This is a genomic window from Herbidospora daliensis (genome assembly GCF_001570585.1).
Classification (GTDB): domain Bacteria; phylum Actinomycetota; class Actinomycetes; order Streptosporangiales; family Streptosporangiaceae; genus Herbidospora; species Herbidospora daliensis.
Genome location: NZ_BBXF01000002.1, coordinates 21,474 through 40,909 on the forward strand (window position 1 = coordinate 21,474; position 19,436 = coordinate 40,909).

Annotated in this window: 15 protein-coding genes; 3 read left to right on the top strand and 12 right to left on the bottom strand. The window is 69.7% G+C overall.

Annotated features, from left to right (window positions below; all coding sequences use genetic code 11):
* Positions 1-375: 375 nt before the first annotated feature.
* Genes AW274_RS06385 through sucC form a run of 6 tightly spaced genes read right to left on the bottom strand, consistent with a single transcriptional unit; the run spans position 376 to position 7,341 of the window.
* The gene (locus tag AW274_RS06385) at positions 376-1,914 is read right to left on the bottom strand and encodes an aldehyde dehydrogenase family protein (RefSeq protein WP_062430175.1); all 1,539 of its coding nucleotides are present in this window, start codon (positions 1,912-1,914) and stop codon (positions 376-378) included.
* Between the two features lie 14 nt (positions 1,915-1,928).
* Entirely contained in the window at positions 1,929-3,635 is a 1,707-nt protein-coding gene (gene gcl / locus AW274_RS06390; protein WP_062430176.1) for a glyoxylate carboligase, read from the bottom strand.
* Between the two features lie 14 nt (positions 3,636-3,649).
* Positions 3,650-4,519 (bottom strand): 2-hydroxy-3-oxopropionate reductase, encoded by an 870-nt coding sequence (locus AW274_RS06395; RefSeq protein WP_062430177.1) that lies wholly within the window; start codon positions 4,517-4,519, stop codon positions 3,650-3,652.
* Positions 4,516-5,310 carry a hydroxypyruvate isomerase family protein gene (locus AW274_RS06400; RefSeq protein ID WP_062430178.1) on the bottom strand — a complete coding sequence of 265 codons (795 nt, stop codon included), beginning with the start codon at positions 5,308-5,310 and terminating at the stop codon, positions 4,516-4,518. Before AW274_RS06400 ends, AW274_RS06395 begins: the two co-directional genes overlap by 4 nt.
* The gene (sucD, locus tag AW274_RS06405; RefSeq protein ID WP_062430179.1) at positions 5,307-6,176 is read right to left on the bottom strand and encodes a succinate--CoA ligase subunit alpha; all 870 of its coding nucleotides are present in this window, start codon (positions 6,174-6,176) and stop codon (positions 5,307-5,309) included. The genes AW274_RS06400 and sucD overlap by 4 nt, the downstream gene beginning before the upstream one ends.
* A 13-nt stretch (positions 6,177-6,189) precedes the next feature.
* The gene (gene sucC / locus AW274_RS06410) at positions 6,190-7,341 is read right to left on the bottom strand and encodes an ADP-forming succinate--CoA ligase subunit beta (RefSeq protein WP_062430180.1); all 1,152 of its coding nucleotides are present in this window, start codon (positions 7,339-7,341) and stop codon (positions 6,190-6,192) included.
* Between the two features lie 99 nt (positions 7,342-7,440).
* Between sucC and AW274_RS06415 the strand changes: the two genes are divergently transcribed.
* The 3 genes from AW274_RS06415 (at position 7,441) to AW274_RS40045 (ending at position 11,029) form a co-directional block, all read left to right on the top strand.
* On the top strand, positions 7,441-8,721 hold the full coding sequence (locus tag AW274_RS06415) for an MFS transporter (RefSeq protein WP_157519839.1): 1,281 nt from the start codon (positions 7,441-7,443) through the stop codon (positions 8,719-8,721).
* Positions 8,722-8,848: 127 nt separating this feature from the next.
* Entirely contained in the window at positions 8,849-9,577 is a 729-nt protein-coding gene (locus AW274_RS06420; protein WP_062430182.1) for a GntR family transcriptional regulator, read from the top strand.
* Between the two features lie 1,275 nt (positions 9,578-10,852).
* Entirely contained in the window at positions 10,853-11,029 is a 177-nt protein-coding gene (locus AW274_RS40045) for a hypothetical protein (protein WP_157519841.1), read from the top strand.
* 141 nt (positions 11,030-11,170) lie between these two features.
* On the opposite strand, the gene AW274_RS06425 is transcribed toward AW274_RS40045, so the two are convergent.
* The 6 genes from AW274_RS06425 to AW274_RS06450 form a co-directional block, all read right to left on the bottom strand.
* Positions 11,171-12,190, bottom strand: a complete 1,020-nt coding sequence (locus AW274_RS06425) for a TerC family protein (RefSeq protein WP_062430183.1) — start codon at positions 12,188-12,190, stop codon at positions 11,171-11,173.
* A complete protein-coding gene (locus AW274_RS06430) occupies positions 12,187-12,744 on the bottom strand; it encodes a hypothetical protein (protein ID WP_062430184.1) in 558 nt (185 codons plus the stop codon). Before AW274_RS06430 ends, AW274_RS06425 begins: the two co-directional genes overlap by 4 nt.
* Position 12,745: 1 nt before the next feature.
* Complete coding sequence (locus AW274_RS06435; RefSeq protein WP_062431725.1) at positions 12,746-14,152, bottom strand: Nramp family divalent metal transporter; 1,407 nt, start codon at positions 14,150-14,152, stop codon at positions 12,746-12,748.
* Between the two features lie 237 nt (positions 14,153-14,389).
* On the bottom strand, positions 14,390-16,516 hold the full coding sequence (locus tag AW274_RS06440; RefSeq protein ID WP_062430185.1) for an acetate--CoA ligase family protein: 2,127 nt from the start codon (positions 16,514-16,516) through the stop codon (positions 14,390-14,392).
* 1 nt (position 16,517) lies between these two features.
* Complete coding sequence (gene frc / locus AW274_RS06445) at positions 16,518-17,744, bottom strand: formyl-CoA transferase (protein WP_062430186.1); 1,227 nt, start codon at positions 17,742-17,744, stop codon at positions 16,518-16,520.
* Positions 17,745-17,752: 8 nt separating this feature from the next.
* Positions 17,753-19,435, bottom strand: coding sequence for a thiamine pyrophosphate-binding protein (locus tag AW274_RS06450; RefSeq protein ID WP_062430187.1), 1,683 nt, complete (start codon positions 19,433-19,435; stop codon positions 17,753-17,755).
* Position 19,436: the final 1 nt, after the last annotated feature.

Here is a 19,436-nt window from a genome sequence, read left to right on the forward strand (position 1 = left end):
CTTAGAACGCACAGCCTGGACACAAGGCGAAACGGCGCGGCTTGGAGCGGCCGGTTGCCGCCGCTCACCGGCCGGCACCCTGAACGGCGGGCGGTGCCGACCAGGCGGAGCCGTAACGGAAAAGCATTGTGCCCGCACAAGGAGATCAGCGACGGACCGCGTGAGCACGACCAGCAGAGTCGGGCCTGACTGCGGCGAGGAGGTGGCATGAAATGAGCGAACGCCAAGTGAGAAGCTGTTCGCCGGCCCTATCAGCGGAAACGTTTCGGGAAGCGGCGTTCGGCCTGGCGCGGCTTCGCTGTCGCGACGACCCTCGGCGAGTGGCCTGGCGGCGGGGTCGGCCCCGAGCTGAACTCCGCCGCCAGGCCACGCCCGCTACGCCGGTAACAGCGTCTGGTTGCCGAAGTTGCCCGGCAACCGCTCATCGGCGGGCCCCTGCGTCACCGCACGGACCAGCAGTTCGCCCCCCACGAACGCCCCCCGCCACGACCCGCCGAACCCGCCGAACAGTTCCTCCCGGTCTCCCCGCGACCGGGGTGTGTTGTGGCCGACCTTGAAGGCCCGCACCTCCGAGGCGAGGCGTGAGGCGGTGCGGGTGTCGTCGCAGGAGATGGTCGCCACCAGAGCGCCGTTGCTGGCGTTCATCGCCGCGAGCAGTTCGGCTTCGGTGTCGACGAGCACCACCGTGTCGACCGGGCCGAACGGTTCGGCGTGGAACAGCGGCGACGAACGGGGCGGCGCGAGGATCGCCACCGGCGCCAGATAGGCCGAGATGTCCTGCCCCGGCAGGAACCGCCCGTCATCCAGCGCCCCCCGGAACAGTGGCACCCCGCCCTTCGAGACGGCCTCGTCGATCTGATCGGTGAGGTCTTTCACCTTGGCGTTGTTGATCAGCGGCCCGAAGTCGAGTTCGGGCAGCGGGTCGTCGGCCGACTCCACGGCGAGCGGGTGCCCGAACCGCACCCCCCGCACCGCCGGCAGATAGGCGGCCAGGAACTCGCTGAACGCCGACCGCTGCACCACGAAACGCGGGTAGGCCGTGCACCGCTGCTTCGCGTAGTCATACGTCTTGCGGATCTGACCGGTCAGCGTGGTCCAGTCGCTGTACTCCCACACCCCCCAGGTGTTGAGGCCCTCCTGTTCGAGGATGTGCCGTCGCCCGAGGTCGGCCAGCGACGTGGCGACCTGGCCGCCGGTGTCGCGGCCGCCGACGAAGGACACGCAGCCGATCTCCTGGCCGCGCACCAGCACCCGCGACAACTCCGACCCGCTGCCCGACACGAGGGTCAGCGGCAGGCCCTCGCGGACCGCGAGTGCGGTCGCCAGGGTCAGGCACGACAGGCCGCCGTCGGTGGGGGTCTTGGCGATGGCCGCGTTGCCGGCCAGGACCTGGACCAGCATGGCGTGCATCAGCACGCTCATCGGGTAGTTCCAGCTGGCGATGTTGGAGACCGGGCCGCTCAAGGGGACGCGGCCGTCGGTCATGCGGGCGATCTCGCCGACGTACCAGCGGACGCCCTCGATGCAGCGGTCGACGTCGGCGGTCGCGAGCTTCCACGGTTTGCCGATCTCCCAGACCAGCAGCAGCGACAGCAGGTCGCGGTGGGCCTCCATCGCGTCGAGCGCGGCCGACACCCGGGCGGCGCGTTCGGCGACGGGGGTGTGCCGCCAGCGGCGGTGTTCGTCGACGGACGCGTGCACGGCCCGCGCCGCCGCCGACCGGTCGAGGCGGGGCGGGCCGGCGATGGAGGTGCCGTCGACGGGGGTGACGGAGGGGGTGGTGCGGCCGTCGCGGTGCCAGATGCCTCCCCAGTGGTTGAGCACGCGGTCGTCGTTGAACGCCTCGGGGGCCAGGTCGACGCAGCGGCCGTAGGCGTCGGACCAGGCCGTGCCCGGCTTGAGCATGAGCGGCATGGCTGTCGTCCCTCTCAGTCGGACCAGTCGATGTCTTCGGCCAGCACGGGCAGCGGCTCGAACTCCTTGATGGCGTCGAGCGACGGGCCCATCGCGGCGTTGGCCTCGCGTTCGACCATGACCTCGACCAGCACCGGGAGCCGTGACCGGTGGGCTTCGGCGGTGGCCCATTCGAGGGCGGACCGGATGTCGCCGGGCTCCTCGACGCGGCGGGCCGGGCAGCCGAACGCCTCCATGGCCTTCACGTGGTCGATGCCGCCCTCGCCGTAGTGGAGGTCGACGGCGAAGTTCATGTCGTAGGGCAGCTCGGCCTGCCGGATCAGCCCCAGGTACTCGTTGTTGATCATGACGATGACGAACGGGATCTGGTACTGCGCGGCGACCGCGACCTCTTCCATCAGGAACTGGAAGGAGTAGTCGCCGACGACCACGACGACCTCGCGGTCGGGGTGGGCGCACTTCACCCCCATCGCGGCCGGCACCTCCCAGCCCAGCGGCCCGGCCTGGCCGCAGACGAGGTAGCGGCGCGGCAGGTAGGTCTTCTGGAACTGGCCCGACCAGATCTGGTAGAGCCCGATGGCGGTCACGAAGGTGGTGTCGGGGCCGTAGAACTCGTTGAGCTCGCGGAACACCCGCGGCGGCTTGATCGGCACCTCGTCGAAGTCGTCGCGGCGGGGCAGCGTGCGGCGCAGTTCGCCGACCCGGTGGGCCCACGCCGACGGGCGCCTGGCCTTGCCGCGGGCGCGCGCCACGGTGGCCATCGCCGCCAGCGTCGGCCGGGCGTGCCCGACAACCCCGAGGTCGGGCTCGAAGACCCGGCCGATCTGGGTCGGCTCGATGTCGACGTGGATGAACTGGCGGCCCTTGCGGTAGACGTCGAGGTCGCCGGTGTGCCGGTCGCCGAAGCGGGCGCCGACCGCCAGCACCAGGTCGCTCTCGAGGAACGCCGCGTTGCCCCACCGGGTCTGGGTCTGGATGCCGGCCATGCCGGCGAACAGCGGGTGGTCTTCCGGGAAAGCGCCCTTGCCCATCAGGGTGACCTGCACCGGCACCTGCAGGTGCTCGGCCAGCTCACGCAGCTCGGTCGAGGCGTCGGCGATGACGACGCCGCCGCCCGCGAGGATCAGCGGGCGCTCGGCGGCCGACAGCAGGTCGATCGCCGCCGCGATGGCCTTCGGTAACGGCTGCGGCACGTCGACGGGCAGCGGCGCGTCGAGCTCGGGGTCGTAGAGGCAGGTGCCGCGCTGGACGTCGATCGGCAGGTCGATCAGGACCGGCCCCGGCCGCCCCGACCGGGCGATGCGGAACGCCTCACGGAACACCCACGCCGCCTGCGCCGGCTCCTTGAGCTGCACCGCCCACTTGGTCACCGGCTTGGCGATCTCGACGATGTCGACGGCCTGGAACGACTCCTGGTGGAGTTTGCTCTTCTGCGCCTGACCGGTGATGCAGATCATCGGGATCGAGTCGGCCATCGCCGTGTAGAGGCCGGTGATCATGTTGGTGCCGGCCGGGCCGGAGGTGCCGATGCAGACGCCGACGTTGCCCGTGACCCGCGCCCAGCCGTCGGCGGCGTGGGTGCCGCCCTCTTCGTGGCGGACCGTGATGTGCTTGATCGAGCTGTGCTGCAGGGCCGCGTAGAGCGGCAGGATGGCCGCGCCCGGGATGCCGAAGACGGTGTCGACGCCTTCGCTCTCCATCACCGCGACGGCCGCCTCCATGCAGGGGATCCGCTTCACGAATTGATCCTTTCGATCACTTTCAGCAGGGCGGAGTGGTCGAGCGCGCCGTGGCCCTGGGCCCTGGCCGCCCCGATGAGCTGGGCGACCAGTGCGGTCATCGGCAGCGCGACCCCGGCCTCACGGGCGGCGGCGGTGGCGATGCCCATGTCCTTGTGGTGGAGGTCGATGCGGAAGCCCGGATTGAAGCTGCGCTCGATCATGGAGTGGCGCTTGAGCTCCAGGATCCGCGACCCGGCCAGGCCGCCGGCGAGCACGTCCATGCCCGCCTTCGGGTCGACGCCCGACGCCTCCAGCAGCACGATCGCCTCGGCGACCAGCGCGTAGGTGCCGCCGACGACGAGCTGGTTGGCGGCCTTGACGGTCTGCCCGGCCCCGGCGGCTCCGACGTGCACGATCGTGGTGCCGAGCACCCGCAGGATCTCCCGGGCCGACTCGACGTCTTCGGCCCGGCCCCCGATCATGATCGACAGGGTGCCGTCGACCGCCCCCTTCTCACCCCCGCTGACGGGCGCGTCGATGGCGTGTACGCCCTTCACCGCCGCCGCCTGCGCGACCCGGCGCGAGGTCTCGGGCCGGATGGTGCTCATGTCGATCAGGAGCAGCCCGGCGGGCGCGTGGTCGAGCACGCCGCCCTCGCCGAAGACGACCTCCTCGACCTGCGGGGAGTCGGGCAGCATCGTGATCACCACGTGGGCCTGCGCGACCGCCTCGCCGATGCTCGCCGCGGCCTTGCCGCCGAGCTCGGCCAGTTCGTCGAGCCGGGCGGTGCTGACGTCGTAGCCGATCACGGTGTGCCCGGCCCGGACGAGGTTGGCGGCCATGGGCGTGCCCATGATGCCGAGGCCGATGAAGCCGACGTTCATCCGTTCCTCCAGGCGAAGCTGTCGGCGCTCGGGCCGACCGGACGGTATTCGAGGCCCACGTGGCCGTCGTAGTCGGTGGCGGCCAGCCGCGCGAAGATGCGGTCGTAGGGCATGGCGCCGGTGCCGGGCTGACCCCGCCCGGGGTCGTCGGCGATCTGCACGTGACCGAACCGCTCCCACTGGCGGCCGATCAGGTCGAGCACGTCTTCTCCCATGCGGTGCAGGTGGTAGAGGTCGGCCAGGAAGCCGACGTTGGCCACGCCGACCTGGTCGAGCAGCCCGAACGCCTCTTCGGACGAGACGATCGGATAGTCGGGGCTCTCGTAGGAGTTGAGCGCCTCGACCAGCACCATCGCGCCCGCCTGGTCGGCCACCTCGGCGGCGTAGAGCAGGTTCTCGACCGCGATCGCCCGGTGGACCTCGACCGACACGTCGGGTTCGGCGTTGCCGTAGAGCGCGTTGAGCCGCCGGCAGCCGAGCGACTCGGCCAGCCCGCACGCGACCTCGACGTTGGCCCGGAACCGGGCCGACCCACCCGGCGAGGAGACCAGCCCGCGGTCGCCCCCGGCCATGTTCCCGGCGTCGAAGTTGAGCCCGACGAGCCGCACCCCGGCGTCGTCGATCGCCGTTCGCAACCGGTCGAGTTCGGGCTCCGACGGCTGCGGGCCGTCGAAGGGCCACCACAACTCGACGGCGTCGAACCCGGCCTTCGCGGCGGCCTCGAAGCGTTCGAGCAGCGGCAGCTCGGTGAACAGGATCGACAGGTTGACGCTGAACCGGAGCGCGCTCATGCGGCCTCCAGCAGCGCGCGCATGAGCCGGGCGGTCTCGCTGGGGGTGCGGCCGACGCTGACGCCGACCTTCTCCAGGGCTTCCTTCTTGGCCTGGGCGGTGCCGGCGGAACCGGAGATGATCGCGCCCGCGTGGCCCATCGTCTTGCCCTCGGGCGCGGTGAACCCGGCGACGTAGGCGACGACCGGCTTGGTGACGTGTTGCTCGATGTAGGCGGCGGCGCGTTCTTCGGCGTCGCCGCCGATCTCGCCGATCATGACGATGGCGTCGGTGTCGGGATCGTCCTGGAACGCCTGGAGACAGTCGATGTGGGTGGTGCCGATGACCGGGTCGCCGCCGATTCCCACAGCTGTGGAAAACCCGATGTCGCGCAGCTCGTACATCAGCTGGTAGGTGAGGGTGCCCGACTTGGACACCAGGCCGATGCGCCCGGGAGCGGTGATGTCGGCGGGGATGATGCCGGCGTTGGAGGCGCCGGGCGAGATCAGGCCGGGGCAGTTGGGCCCGATGATCCGGGTCCTGCTCTGCCTGGCCAGGGTCAGGAACTCGAGACTGTCGTGGACGGGCACCCCTTCGGTGATCACCACGCACAGCCCGATCCCGGCGTCGACCGCCTCCAGGACCGCGCCCTTGGTGAACCTCGGCGGCACGAACACCACCGACACGTCGGCGCCGGTCGAATCCATCGCCTCGGCGACCGACGAGAACACCGGGATGCCCTGGTGGACCTGCCCGCCCTTGCCCGGCGTCACCCCGGCCACGACGTTGGTGCCCGCCGTGACCATGCGGGCGGTGTGCCTGCCGCCTTCGGCGCCGGTCATGCCCTGCACGACGACGCGGCTGTCCTTGCTCAGGAAGATCGACATTCTGGGGGTCTCCTCACGCGGCCGCGTTGGCCAGCCTGGCCGCCTCTTCGGCGGCGCCGTCCATGGTCGGGACCTGCCGGACGGCGGGGTGTGCGGCCTGATCGAGGATCCGGCGGCCCGCCTCGGCGTTGTTGCCGTCGAGCCGCACCACGATCGGGTGGGTCGCACCCTGCTCGCCGAGCGTGGCGAGGGCGGCCACGATGCCGTCGGCCACCGCGTCGCAGGCGGTGATGCCGCCGAACACGTTGACCAGCACCGATTTCACGTCGGGGTCGGACAGGATGACGCCGAGGCCGTCGGCCATGACCTGGGCGGAGGCGCCGCCGCCGATGTCGAGGAAGTTGGCCGGCTTGGCCCCGGCCTGGGCGACGACGTCGAGGGTGCTCATGACGAGCCCCGCGCCGTTGCCGATCACGCCGACGGAGCCGTCGAGCTTGACGTAGTTGAGCCCCTTGGCCTTGGCGCGGCTCTCGAGGTCGTCGCCGCCCTCGGTGTCGTCGGCGGGGCGATTGTGCCGGTAGTCGGCGTTCTCGTCGAGCGTGACCTTGCCGTCGAGGGCGAGCACGCGGCCGTCGGCGGTGCGGGCCAGCGGGTTGACCTCGACGAGCACGGCGTCTTCGCCCGCCATGACCTTCCATAACCCGACGAGGATCTCGGCCGCCTCGCCCGCGACGTCGGCGGGCAGCCCCGCCTCGGTGACGATGAAGGTCGCCGTCTCGTGGTCGACGCCGCGCAGCGGATCGATCGGCACCTTGACCAGCGCGCCGGGGTCGGTGGCCGCCAGTTCCTCGATCTCCATGCCGCCCGAGGCCGAGCACATTGCCAGGAACGACCCGGCCGCGCGATCGACCAGGAAGGCCGCGTAATACTCCTCTGCGGGCACGTTCGCCACCTCGACGAGGACCCGCCGGGTCAGGTGACCCTTGATGTCCATGCCGAGGATCGCTCGCGCGGCGTCTTCCGCCGCGGCCGGGCCGGGAGCGGGCTTGATGCCGCCGGCCTTGCCGCGACCGCCCGTCTTCACCTGGGCCTTGACCACGACCGGCCCGGCCAGCTCGGCGGCTATGGCGCGCGCCTCCTCGGGCGTCGCCGCCACCGCCCCCTCGGGGACGGGAACGCCGTAGCGCGCGAACAGCTCCTTCGCCTGGTGCTCGAACAGGTCCATGGGGCCTCCTTCAACGCATCTTGTAGACGGTATACCGTATGGAAGTGAGGTCGTAAACCCCTCTCGACAAGAGGCGTTGCTTGGGATATTCCATACGGTATGCAGGATACATTGGAAGTCAGAGACTGGCGCGGACGCCTCTACAAGGTGGGCCCGACCGCCCCGCAGATCACCGGCCGTCCCAGATCAGCGATGGTGTGGCCCGCCATGGCGGCCATGGCGGCGGTCGGCCCGATGCAATACGGCTACGCCGCCCTCTCTCCGTCGATCGCCCGCGCCCACGGCGTCTCCCCTGCCGAGGTCCTGCTTCCCCTGGCGGTCTGGCTCACCTGCCAGGCCGCCGTCGCGCTGCCCGCGACCCGCCTGCTCTCGCGCGGGGTCGTCGGCGTCCGCGTCGCCCTCTGGCTCGGCGCGCTCCTGTGCGCGCTGGCGATCCCGTCGCTGACCGCTCCGGGCATTCCGCTGCTGGTGGGTTACGGCCTGCTCGGCGGCACCGGGGCAGGGCTCGTGTACGCCGCCTGCACCGAGACCATCGCCCGCTGGTATCCCGAACGACCGGGCGTGCGGGTCGCCTTCGTGACCGGCGCCTATTCGTGCAGCGCGCTACCGCTGGCGCTCGACCTGCGCTTATGGCCCGTCATGGCGGGCTTCGGCCTCGCCGCGATCGCCTGGGCGGCGGCCGTGCTGCGCACCCCGCCCGCCAGCTGGTGGCCTCCGGAGATCGACCCCCGCGCGTGGGCCCTCGACCGGCGGGTTCTGCACCGCCAGCCCCGCGCCGCGCGCCAGTTCTCGCTGGGCGAGGCGGTCCGCACCCCCACGCTGGTCGTGCTCACGACGATCCTCGTCGGGGCGGGCGCGGTCGCGATCTTCGACGTCATCGCCCTGGCCTTCCTCACGCCGCCGTGGCTGGCCTTGGCCGTCCTGCTGGCCCTGACCGGAGCGGGCCGGGCGGCGGCGGTCCCCCTGGCCGAACGTTTCGGCCGGGTGCGGGTGCTGGCCTCGGCGCTGGCGCTGCTGGCACTGGCGCAGGGCATGCTGGCCATCGCCGCCGCTGCGGCCGCCGCTCCAATGATCGCCGTGGCGGCCGCGATCCCGGCGGGCCTGGGCGGCGGGGCGATCTACCCACTCATCGCGGCGCTCGTGCGGGAGTACTTCGGCGAAGACCGCGTCCACGGCATCCACGGGCTGGTCTACACCGCCAAGGCCGTCGCGGGCCCGGCCGGGGTGGGGCTCGCGATCATCGCCCTGCCCGGTCTGGCGGCCGGCGCAGGGGCGCCCGTCTTCGTGGCGGCCACCCTCGTCGCCACCACGACCGCCCTGCTCTGCGCCACTCTGCGACGGCCGGGAGTGCCGGCCACTCTTCCCGCGCCGTCTCTGTAAAGACGATTACGAATTACGGCAGGCCGATGTGAGCGATGTCACGGCCAGCGATAATGTCAGGAATGTATGCTGTAGGCAGTCGACGACAAACATTTTGAGTGGTCGTTTCCAGGAGTTGAGAAACCCGATGCTCGCCAACCAGGGCTCCACCGCGAAGATCGTTCGTCCCACAACCCTGCGGGAGAGCGTTTTGGAGAGGATCCTCGAGCTCATCATCATCGGCAGCTTGAAGCCGGGTCAGCACCTGGTCGAAAACGAACTTGCCGACAACCTCGGCGTCTCCCGCCAGCCGGTCCGAGAGGCCCTTCAGTTGCTGAGCGGTGAGGGCTGGGTCGATCTGCGGCCCGGTCACGGCGCCTATGTCCACTCACCGACGGTCGAAGAAGCCGACCAGCTTCTGGCCGTCCGCACGCTGCTGGAGACGGAGTCGGCCCGCCTGGCCGCCCGTAACCCCGACAAGACCGACATCTCTGACCTGCGCGACATCTGCAACCGCGGCTTGGCCGCGTGCGTGGCCGACGACGTCGACGCCGCGGTCGCCGCCAACAGCGAGCTCCACACCGCCGTGGTGAACATGTCGGACAACCGCGTCCTGGCCGATCTGACCTCCCAGGTCGCCCGCCGGGTGCGCTGGTATCACACCCCCGTGGCCCGCCACCGCGGCCGGGCCTCGTGGGAGGAGCACGCCGCCCTGATCGACGCGATCGAGACAGGCGACGAGGACGTCGCCGCCGACATCATGCGCCGCCACACCGAACACACGCGCCAGTCCTACCTGGAGTCCCGCGCCGCCAACCCGGTGGAGGAGCCCCCGGCCCCCATCCGCCGCCGCCGGCCGCGCGCGGTATCCGGCTGAACCGGCGCCGGGCCAACCGGCCCAAGGGGAGGAAAGAACGACCAGGCTGTAAAAGCGCCGCTCGCGGGTCCCAGCTGCCGGAACAACGTGGTGAGGGAACCTGCACCCGGGACTTGCCGGAGGAACCTACACAGAGAACTGATGAAGGGACCTACGCACGGAACCCGCCTGCTGGGATATCTCCTGGGGCCCGCTGCGGGAACGTCTCAGACGGACGTCCTGCGGGGCCTCCTCGAGGAACCTCTCGAGGGACCCTTTCGGGGAACCTGCGGAAGGAAGTCTGTGGGGCATGTTGTCCTAGGAGAGCCTTATCGAGGTACCTCCTCGGGTTACCTGCTGAGGGCAACCTCCTGGGGCCCTGTTACGGGACGTCCTAGGGGAAACCTCCTTAGGGAACCTCCTCGGGGTACCTGTTAAGGGCAACCTCCCGGGGAACCTGTTACGGGAACGCCCCAGGGCAATCTCCTCGGGGAACCGCCTCGGGGTACCTGCTGAGGGCAACCTCCCGGGGAACCCGTTACGGGACGTCCCAAAGGAATCTCCTCGGGGAACCGCCTCGGGGTATCAGCTTAGGAGACCCTTCTGGAGTACCTGTTAGGGAACTTTCCAGAGGGAACCTGCTGGGAACCTTCTCGAGGAGCCTCCTGAGCGGACCCTCTTCGGAGAACCTCTTGGTGGAGCCTCCTTGGAACACCTGTTGAGGGAAATCTGCCGAGGTGAAGCGGGCACGCAAGCGAATGCCCCGGTGACCCCGGGTAAGCGGGCCCAATCGCCCCGTCCGAAGCGTGATCGTGCGACGGAACCCCCGGGCAACCCGGCGCCTGACTCGCTTATGAACCGCCCGACGCCTACCGCTTAGCAGCCGAATCGGCCGCTTCCCGAACGAAACTGACGCGGGAAATCGTCATGTGAATTCCAGGCGGTGAATTCATCGGCACGGAGTGATCGGCTGCTGTTAGCCGGTTCCTTTCGTGCTGCGTCCGATCCCGACAACCAGTCCCCTGTTCGGGGGCCGATCCTGGCAAAACGCCGCTTTTGTCGTCCGGTCCCGGCACTGAGAACACCCGTGTTTCCACCCGTGAAACGCGGCCCTGATGCCCTGATGAGAAACTCATAAGTGCTTCCGGATACGGAAAGCCACGCACGATGTCGCCGCCCACACCGGGCCGCGGCCCCAAGACCCGCCGGCAAGACCCGCACCTGCGGCAGCCGGCGCACCCGGTATCCGGGACCTTCCCGGGTAGTGGAGAACAGTCCCGAAGGAGGTGTATTCGCATGAAGTCGTTCTTCGAGAAGCTGCGCGCCTTCGAGGGCCCGCTGGGCGCCTCGGCCGACGGCCGCCCCATCGGGCTGGGCCTCGCCGCCGCGTTGCGGAAGGCGCGTTCCGCCGATGGCGTCGAGAGCCACGTCCGCCAGTGGGCCACCGAGCCCGTCAAGGCCGAGCAGCGCTGACCCGCCCCTTGCCTCCGGCGTCGGACTGACGCGTGTGATCCACGCCGAGGTCCGGCGTCTTCCGGGGGCCGGCTAATCCAACACTGATGGCCGAAGCGGCCCCCGTGGGAGCGGAACCCACGGAGGCCGGGTGAAGCCGGGTCAGCCGTCGACGTCGGCCTTCTGGCGGTCCTCCTCGCCCGCGTCGTCTTTGGGGGCGGGGGGCGCGGCCGCGGCGCGGCGGTCGTCCATGCGGGTTTTGATCAGGCTCGCGATGGTGGTCACGATCAGGGTTCCGATGATGACGCCGAGGCTGACCGCGATCGGGACCTCGGGCGCCCACGAGACGCCGTCGTGGTGCAGGGCTTCCATGATCAGCTTCACGCCGATGAAGGCGAGCACGACCGACAGGCCCTTGCTCAGGTAGACGAGCCGGTCGAGCAGGCCGCCGATCAGGAAGAACAGTTGGCGCAGGCCCATCAGCGCGAACGCGTTGGCGGTGAACACGATGTAGGGCTCGCGGGTGAGCCCGAAGATGGCCGGGATCGAGTCGAGGGCGAACAGCAGGTCGGTGGTGCCGATGGCCACCATGACGATCAGCATCGGGGTCACCACGCGGCGGCCGTCGATGCGGGCCGTCATCGCGGCGCCCTGGTACTTGTCGGTCGAGGGCAGGACCCGGCGGACGGTGCGCAGGGCGATGTTCTCGGAGAACTCGGCCTCTTCCTCCTCGTGGCCGATCAGCTTCCACGCCGTGTAGATCAGGAAGGCGCCGAAGATGTAGAACAGCCAGTCGAACCGCGAGATCGCCCCTGCGCCGGCGGCGATGAAGCCGCCCCGCATGACCAGCGCGATGATGATGCCGATGAGCAGGACCTTCTGGCGATACTGCCGCGGCACCTGGAACCGGCTCATGATTATGAGGAAGACGAACAGGTTGTCGACGCTCAGTGAGTATTCGGTGATCCACCCGGCGAAGAACTCTCCGCCGTGGTCGCCGCCCCACAGGATCCAGAGGCCGATGCCGAACACGACGGCCAGGCCCACGTAGAACAGGACCCAGCTGACGCACTCGCGGAATGTCGGTTCATGCGGGTTGCGTGCGACCAGCCAGAAGTCGAACGCGAGCACGAGGGCGAATCCCGCGACCGTGGCCACCCAGACCCAGGCGGGAAGGTTCATCGGACTCCTTTCGTCTGGCCCTTTCCACGTGCCTTCCGGTTACGGCGTTGGTGGTCGAGGGCCTCGGCGTGCTCGATATAGCGCTGAAGCAGGGTACGCGCCACGGGGTTGCGTCCTGCCAACCGGATCAGCCAATGGGGCATGAGCCGTTCGTGCAGCCAGACGAAACCGATCGCGAAACCCAGGCTGACCAGCGCCTGATAGGCGAGGAAGCCCGCCACGCCGCCCGCGAGGACGACCTGGCCGTCGAGGATGAGTCCGGTGCTGACCTCCTGGGTCAGCCGTGAGAGCGGGAAGGCCAGCAGCCAGAACAGCCCGGCCGGGGCGAACACGCCCGGGCGGAACGGGCCGCCGAGCCCGCACAGCGTGCTGAACAGGCCGCCGAGCAGGCCCAGCGGGAGGGCGAGCGTGAGCGCCGAGACGGCGGCCCAACCGACGGGCTGCCCTGCGATGAGGGTCAGCCCGCCGGCCATGGCGCCGCCGACGGCTCCGATCGCGAGGCCGGGGAGGGCGAGCTCCGCGGCCTGCCGGATGGAGGGTCGGTCGGGCGCCATGTCAGCCGACCACGACGCCGTAGGCGAAGAGGCTGTAGAGGAGCATGCCGAGGTAGAACACGGCGCCGAAGCCGATGATCAGGTTCGACCACCACTTGGGGCGGATCGGTTTCGGCAGCATGCGGTTGTTGACCAGGAGGAGTGTCACGCAGTAGGCGCCCATGGCGAAGGTCGACAGGAACGCCAGCGTGTCGAGGATGCCGCTCGGTCCGTCGGCCGGGCCGAACAGCAGGATCAGGATGCCGAACGCGATGACGCCCCACAGGAAGGCCGCGTAGAGGTGCGACATGCGCATCTTCTTGGCGCCCTTGACGAAGTGGTAGGTCATGTCGGCCTGGCCGCGCGAGAACGAGTCGAACAGGCCGAGGGTCGCGTTGAGACCGATGAGCGAGATGAAGCCGAGGAAGATGACGCCGAGGACGGAACTGCCCGCCGAGGCGAACGAGTCGGCCATGGCCGAGAGGGCGGCCTCGCGCTCGCCGTTGGCGATGATCTCCTTGATGCCCGGCGTCTGCCGGGTCGCCGCCTGCGCGATCACCGTGAAGGAGATGGTGACCAGCATGGTGACGCCCCAGAAGAGCAGTAACGCGTCGAAGGTGACCCAGCGGCGCCAGCCGCGCCACTTCTTCATCTCCTCGGGGTTGTCCGTGTCGAACATGAAGCCCCGCGAGGGCATCTGCTCTTCTTCGCCGGCGTGCCGCAGGCCGCGGATCTGCGGGATGTGCGCGCCCATGCCGGCGCCGGAGTCACGCAGGTGCAGGGTGTACCACATCTGCTGCATTCCGGACGGACCGGCGAAGGCGATCGATCCCACGATCACCGGGAACCACGCGGCCGACAGCGCCTGCTCGGGGATGTAGCCGATGGCGAACATGCCCGTGACGGTGCTGACGACGTCGCCCCACGTGCCGACCATGGCGGCGACGATGGCGGTGCCGATCACCAGCGCCCCGATCAGGATCGACAGCAGGCTTTCGAGCAGGCTGTAGATGACCTTGGCGAGGCTGAACACCACCCCGACCAGGAGCAGGCCGCATACCGCGGTCACTGTCCATGGGATGCCGGTTATCTCCTCGAACGCCGCCGCGCCCGCCGACAGGTGGCCCGGCCAGATGTAGACGGCTATGGCGACGACGAAGAAGAACCACATCAGCGGCTTGAAGACACGCGCCGCGCCGAAGAAGATGCTCTCGCCGGTCGCCATGGCGTAGCGGGCCATCTCCAGCATGACGACGGCCTGCAGCGTCACGCCGACGAGGAACAGCCAGCGGATCTCCGGCCCGAACAGCAGCACCAACCGGGGCCACATGTACGACTCGCCCATGCCCACGCCGAGGGCGACGAGGAACACGGTGGGCCCGAGGATGTGCACCGACGGAGGCGCGTCGGGCAGGGTGCGGATGGGCATCGGCTCCAGCTTGCCCGCCCGCCACACTTTCTCTTCTTGTCCTGCGGTGGCAGCCGTGGGTTCGGTCGCCGGTGTACTTGACGTGTCCACGTATGGACCTCCTCGGGAGTTGATTGGTCCCGCCTGTCCCCGATTCGCCCCCCTCTTGGGTCTCCGGCCCTGGTCACCGGAGCGTCGTGCGCCGGCCCGCCGTGCTCAGGTGCGGCGGGCCGCCGCGGTGTGTGTGCGGGTGGTGCGTCAGCCGGGCATGAGCCCTGCCGCCCTGGCCCAGCGGTATTTCGCGCCGAGCACGGCCACGGGCTTCTCCGTGGTGTAGGGGTAGGCGACCACGCCGTGGTCGAAGAGGTATTCGCAGGCCTCTTCGACCTCGGTGTCACCGGCCAGTGAGGCGACGACCGGCTTGTGGTTGCCCTTGGCCCTTTCCTCGGCCACGACGCGCGCGACCAGTTCGGCGAAGACCATCGGGGGGGTGACGATGGTGTGCCAGTAACCGAGCACGAGCGCGTGGATCCGGGGGTCGGTGAGGCCCAGCCTGAGGGTGTTCTCGTAGGTCGAGGGCGGCTCGCCGCCCGTGATGTCGATCGGGTTGCCCGCCGCTCCGAACGGCGGGATGTAGGCGCGGAACGCCTCGTCGAGGTCGGGCGGGATCTCCATGAGAGTCAGCCCGTTGTCGACGCAGGCGTCGGAGAGGAGGACGCCGGAGCCGCCCGCTCCGGTGATGATGACGACGTTCTCCCCCTGCGGAGTCGGCATGATCGGCAGGGATCGGGCGTATTCCAGCATGTCGTTGAGCCCGGGGGCACGGACCACACCGGCGTGCCGGAGGATGTCGTCGTAGACCTTGTCGTCGCCGGCGAGCGCGCCGGTGTGGGAGCCGGCGGCCTTCGCGCCCGCGGAGGTGCGCCCCGCCTTGAGCACGATGACCGGCTTCTCCTTGACGACCCGCTGCACGGCCTCGACGAAGCCGCGGCCGTCTTTGAGGTCTTCGAGGTGCATGGCGACGCACTTGGTGTTGTCGTCCTGCTCGAAGAAGGTGAGGAGGTCGTCTTCGTCGACGTCGGCCTTGTTGCCGACTCCGACGATCGCGGAGACGCCCATCCGGGTGGTGCGGCTGAAGCCCAGGATCGCCATCCCGATGCCGCCGCTCTGTGACGTCAGCGCGACGTTCCCCCGCACGTCGTAGGGGGTGCAGAAGGTCGCGCAGAGGTTCTCGGGGGTGTAGTAGTAGCCGTAGATGTTCGGGCCCAGCATGCGTACGCCGTGCTTGCGGGCGATCTCGACGACCTCCTGCTGGCCCTCGACGTTGCCGGTCTCGGCGAAGCCCGAGGGGATCATGATCGCGCCGGCGACGCCCTTCTCCCCCGCGGCCTCCAAGGCGGCCGGCACGAACGCGGCCGGGATGGCGAAGACCGCGACGTCGATCTCGCCGGGCACGTCGGCGATGCTCGGGTAGGCGGGTAACCCGAGGATCTCGGAGGACTTCGGGTTGATCGGGTAGATGTTGCCCCGGAAGCCGCCGTTGATCAGGTTGCGCATGACCGAGTTCCCGATCTTCCCGGTCTCGCCGGAGGCGCCGATGACGGCGACGGCCCGCGGGTGGAAGATGCGGTTCATCTTGGCGAGGATCTCCTCGCGGGGGATGCGCGGGGTCTCCACCGGCGGTTCGGCCGACAGGATGATGCGCACGTCGGCGGCCACGGCGCCGTTCGCGGAGGCGAAGACGGGGTTGAGGTCGACCTCGGCGATGTCGGGGAAGTCGGCGACCAGCGCGCCGACGCGTTCGATCATGGTCGACAGAGCCGCCCGGTCGGCCGGTGCGGCTCCGCGGGCCCCACGCAGCACCTCGGCCGCCTTGATGTCGTCCAGCATCGCCAGGGAATCATGCACTGTTAGGGGGGCGAGCCGGAAGGTCACATCCTTTAACACTTCGACCAACGTTCCGCCGAGGCCGAACGCGACCACCTTGCCGAAGGTCGGGTCGGTCACCGCGCCGATGATCACTTCGTGCCCGCCGCCGACCATCTGCTGCACCTGGACGCCGTCGATGACGGCCCCGGCATCATAGGCCTGGGCGTTGGCGATGATCTGGTCGTAGCCTGCGCGGACGGCCTCGGCCGAGCCCACGCCCACCAGGACGCCGCCGGCCTCGGTCTTGTGCAGGATGTCCGGGGAGACGATCTTCAGCACGACCGGGAACCCGATGGAGGCGGCCAGCTCGACGGCCTGGTCGGCCGAGGTCGCCAGGCCCTCACCGGGGGTGGCGATTCCGTAGGCGTCGCAGACGAGCTTGCCCTCGGGAGCGGTGAGCGCGGTGCGCCCCTCGGCCCGTGCCTTGTCCAGGATCTCCCGGACTTCTGCCGACATCTCAGATCACTCCGTTCGTCTTCAGCTCGGCCAGCTCCTCGGCCGTGACCCCGAGCCGCGTGTAGATCTCGTGGTTGTGCTCTCCGAGCAGCGGCGGCGTCGTGATGTCGACCGGGGAGGCGGAGAGCTGGAGGGGGCTGCCGACCGTCGAGAACTCCCCGCGCTCGGGGTGGGGGACGGTGACGACCGCGCCCTCGGCGCGCAGCGACTCGTCGTCGATGAGCTCGGCGGTGGACAGGATCGGCCCGCAGGGCACGTTGGCCGCGTTGAGCCGGTCGAGGACGGTCCATTTGTCGTGCTGGCTCGACCACTCTTCGATCAGCTGGAACATCTTGTCGAGCTTGTTGAGCCGCGCCTCGGGGGTGGCCCACTCGGGGTCGTCGGCCAGCTCGGGGCGGCCGATGATCTCGGAGACGGGCTTCCAGCCGACGGGCTGCACGATGACGTAGATGTAGTCGTTGGGCCCGCCGGGCGCGCACCTGACCGCCCAGCCGGGCTGGCCGCCGCCGGAGGCGTTGCCCGACCGGGGCACCTCGGTGCCGAAGGTCCGGTTCGGGTATTCCTTGAGCGCGCCGTGGGCCAGCCGCTGCTGGTCGCGCAGCTTGACCCGGCACAGGTTCAGCACGGCGTGTTGCATGGCGACCTGCACCCGCTGCCCCCGGCCGGTGGACTCGCGCTGGTAGAGCGCGGCCAGGATGCCGGCGACGGCGTGGACGCCGGTGCCGGAGTCGCCGATCTGCGCGCCGGTGGCCAGCGGCGGGCCGTCTTCGAAGCCGGTGGTGGCCATCGAGCCGCCCATCGCCTGGGCGATCACCTCGTAGGCCTTGAACTTGGCGTACTTCCCGCCGCCGAAGCCCTTGATGGACGCGTAGATGAGGCGGGGGTTGAGCTCCTGGAGCCGCTCCCAGGGGAAGCCCATGCGGTCGACCGCGCCGGGGCCGAAGTTCTCGACCAGGACGTCGGACTCCTGCACGAGCTTGACGAACAGCTCCTTGCCGCGCTCGCTCTTCATGTTCAGCGTGATGGAGCGCTTGTTGCAGTTGAGCATCGTGAAGTAGAGGCTGTCGACGCCGGGCACGTCACGCAGTTGGCTCCGGGTGATGTCGCCGGTCGGGGCCTCCAGCTTGACGACGTCGGCGCCGAGCCACGCGAGCAGCTGCGTCGCGGACGGGCCCGACTGCACATGGGTCATGTCGAGGACGCGCACGCCCTCCAAGGCCTTGGGCATGCCGCTCCCTACTTGTACATCGTCTGGTTCATGGTCCCGGGGGCGTAGACGTCCGGGTCGACCCACACGTTGATCAGCGCGGGCTTGCCCGACTCGCGGGCGCGCTCGAGCGCCGGCCGGATGTCGGCGGGGTCACGGACCTCTTCGCCGTAGCCGCCGAGCATGCGGGCGAACTCGTCGTAGCGCACGTCGCCGAGGGTGTTGCCGACGCGGCCGCGGTCTTGGCCGTATTTGGCGGCCTGGCCGTAGCGGATCTGGTTCATCGACGAGTTGTTGCCGATGACGCCGATGAACGGCAGGTCGAAGCGGACCATCGTCTCGAAGTCCCACCCGGTGAGGGAGAAGGCGCCGTCGCCGAACAGGCACAGCACCTCCTTGTCGGGCTCGGCGTACTTGGCGGCCATCGCGAAGGCGACGCCGACGCCGAGGGTGCCGAGGGGGCCCGGGTCCATCCAGTGGCCGGGCGACTTCGGCTGGACGACCTGGCCGGAGAAGGTGACGATGTCGCCGCCGTCGCCGATGTAGATGGTGTCTTCGGTGATGAACTCGTTGATCTCGTGGACCAGCCGGTAGGGGTCGATCGGCGCGGCCGTCGAGAGCTGGCGCGGGAGCCGCTTCTCGAACGCCTGGGTCTCGACCGCGCGCAGCTCCTCGATCCACTCCTTGCGCTTGGCGGCGCCGTTGTCTACCCGGCCGGAGGCGGCCTGCGCGGCGGCGGCCAGGATGAGCCCCGCGTCGCCGACGATGCCGAGGTCGATGTCGCGGTTCTTGCCGACGGTGCGGTAGTCGAGGTCGATCTGCACGACGTTGGCGGTGCTGGACAGCCGCTTGCCGTAGCCCATGCGGAAGTCGAACGGGGTGCCGACGATGATGATGAGGTCGGCCTCGTTGAACGCGTAGCGCCGCGAGAGCTGGAAGTGGTGGGGGTCGCCGGGCGGGAGGGTGCCGCGGCCGCTGCCGTTCATGTAGGCGGGCACGTTGAGGGCACGGACGAAGTCGATGGCGGCGTCGGTGCCGCGGGTCGTCCAGACCTGGCTGCCGAGGAGCACGCAGGGCTTCTCGGAGTGGACGAGCAGGTCGGCCAGGCGCTCGATCGCCTCGGGGTCGCCGGCCTGGCGGGTGGAGGCGCGGTAGCGGCCGGCCTGGGGGATGCGGGCCTTGGCGAGCGGGACGCTGGCGTCGAGCACGTCGCGCGGGATCTCGAGGAACGACGGGCCGGGAGCGCCGTTGTAGCACTCGCGGAACGCCATCGACACGATGTCGGCCACCCGCTCGGTCGAGGGCACCGTCGCGGCGAACTTGGTGATCGGGGTCATCATGTCGACGTGTGGCAGGTCTTGCAGTGAGCCCATCTTGTGCTGGCTCAGGGCGCCCTGGCCGCCGATCAGCAACATCGGGCTCTCCGCGCGGAAGGCGTTGGCCACTCCCGTCACGGCGTCGGTGGTGCCGGGGCCCGCGGTGACCACGGCGCAACCGGGCTTGCCGGTGATGCGCGCGTAGCCGTCGGCCGCGTGGGCGGCGACCTGCTCGTGACGCACGTCGATCACTTCGATGCCCTCGTCGACACAGCCGTCGTAGATGTCGATGATGTGGCCGCCGCAGAGGGTGAAGATCACGTCGATCCCCTCCGCCTTGAGCGCCTTAGCGACCAGGTGACCACCGGAGATCTGTTCCGGGGCTTCTTCCGTCATC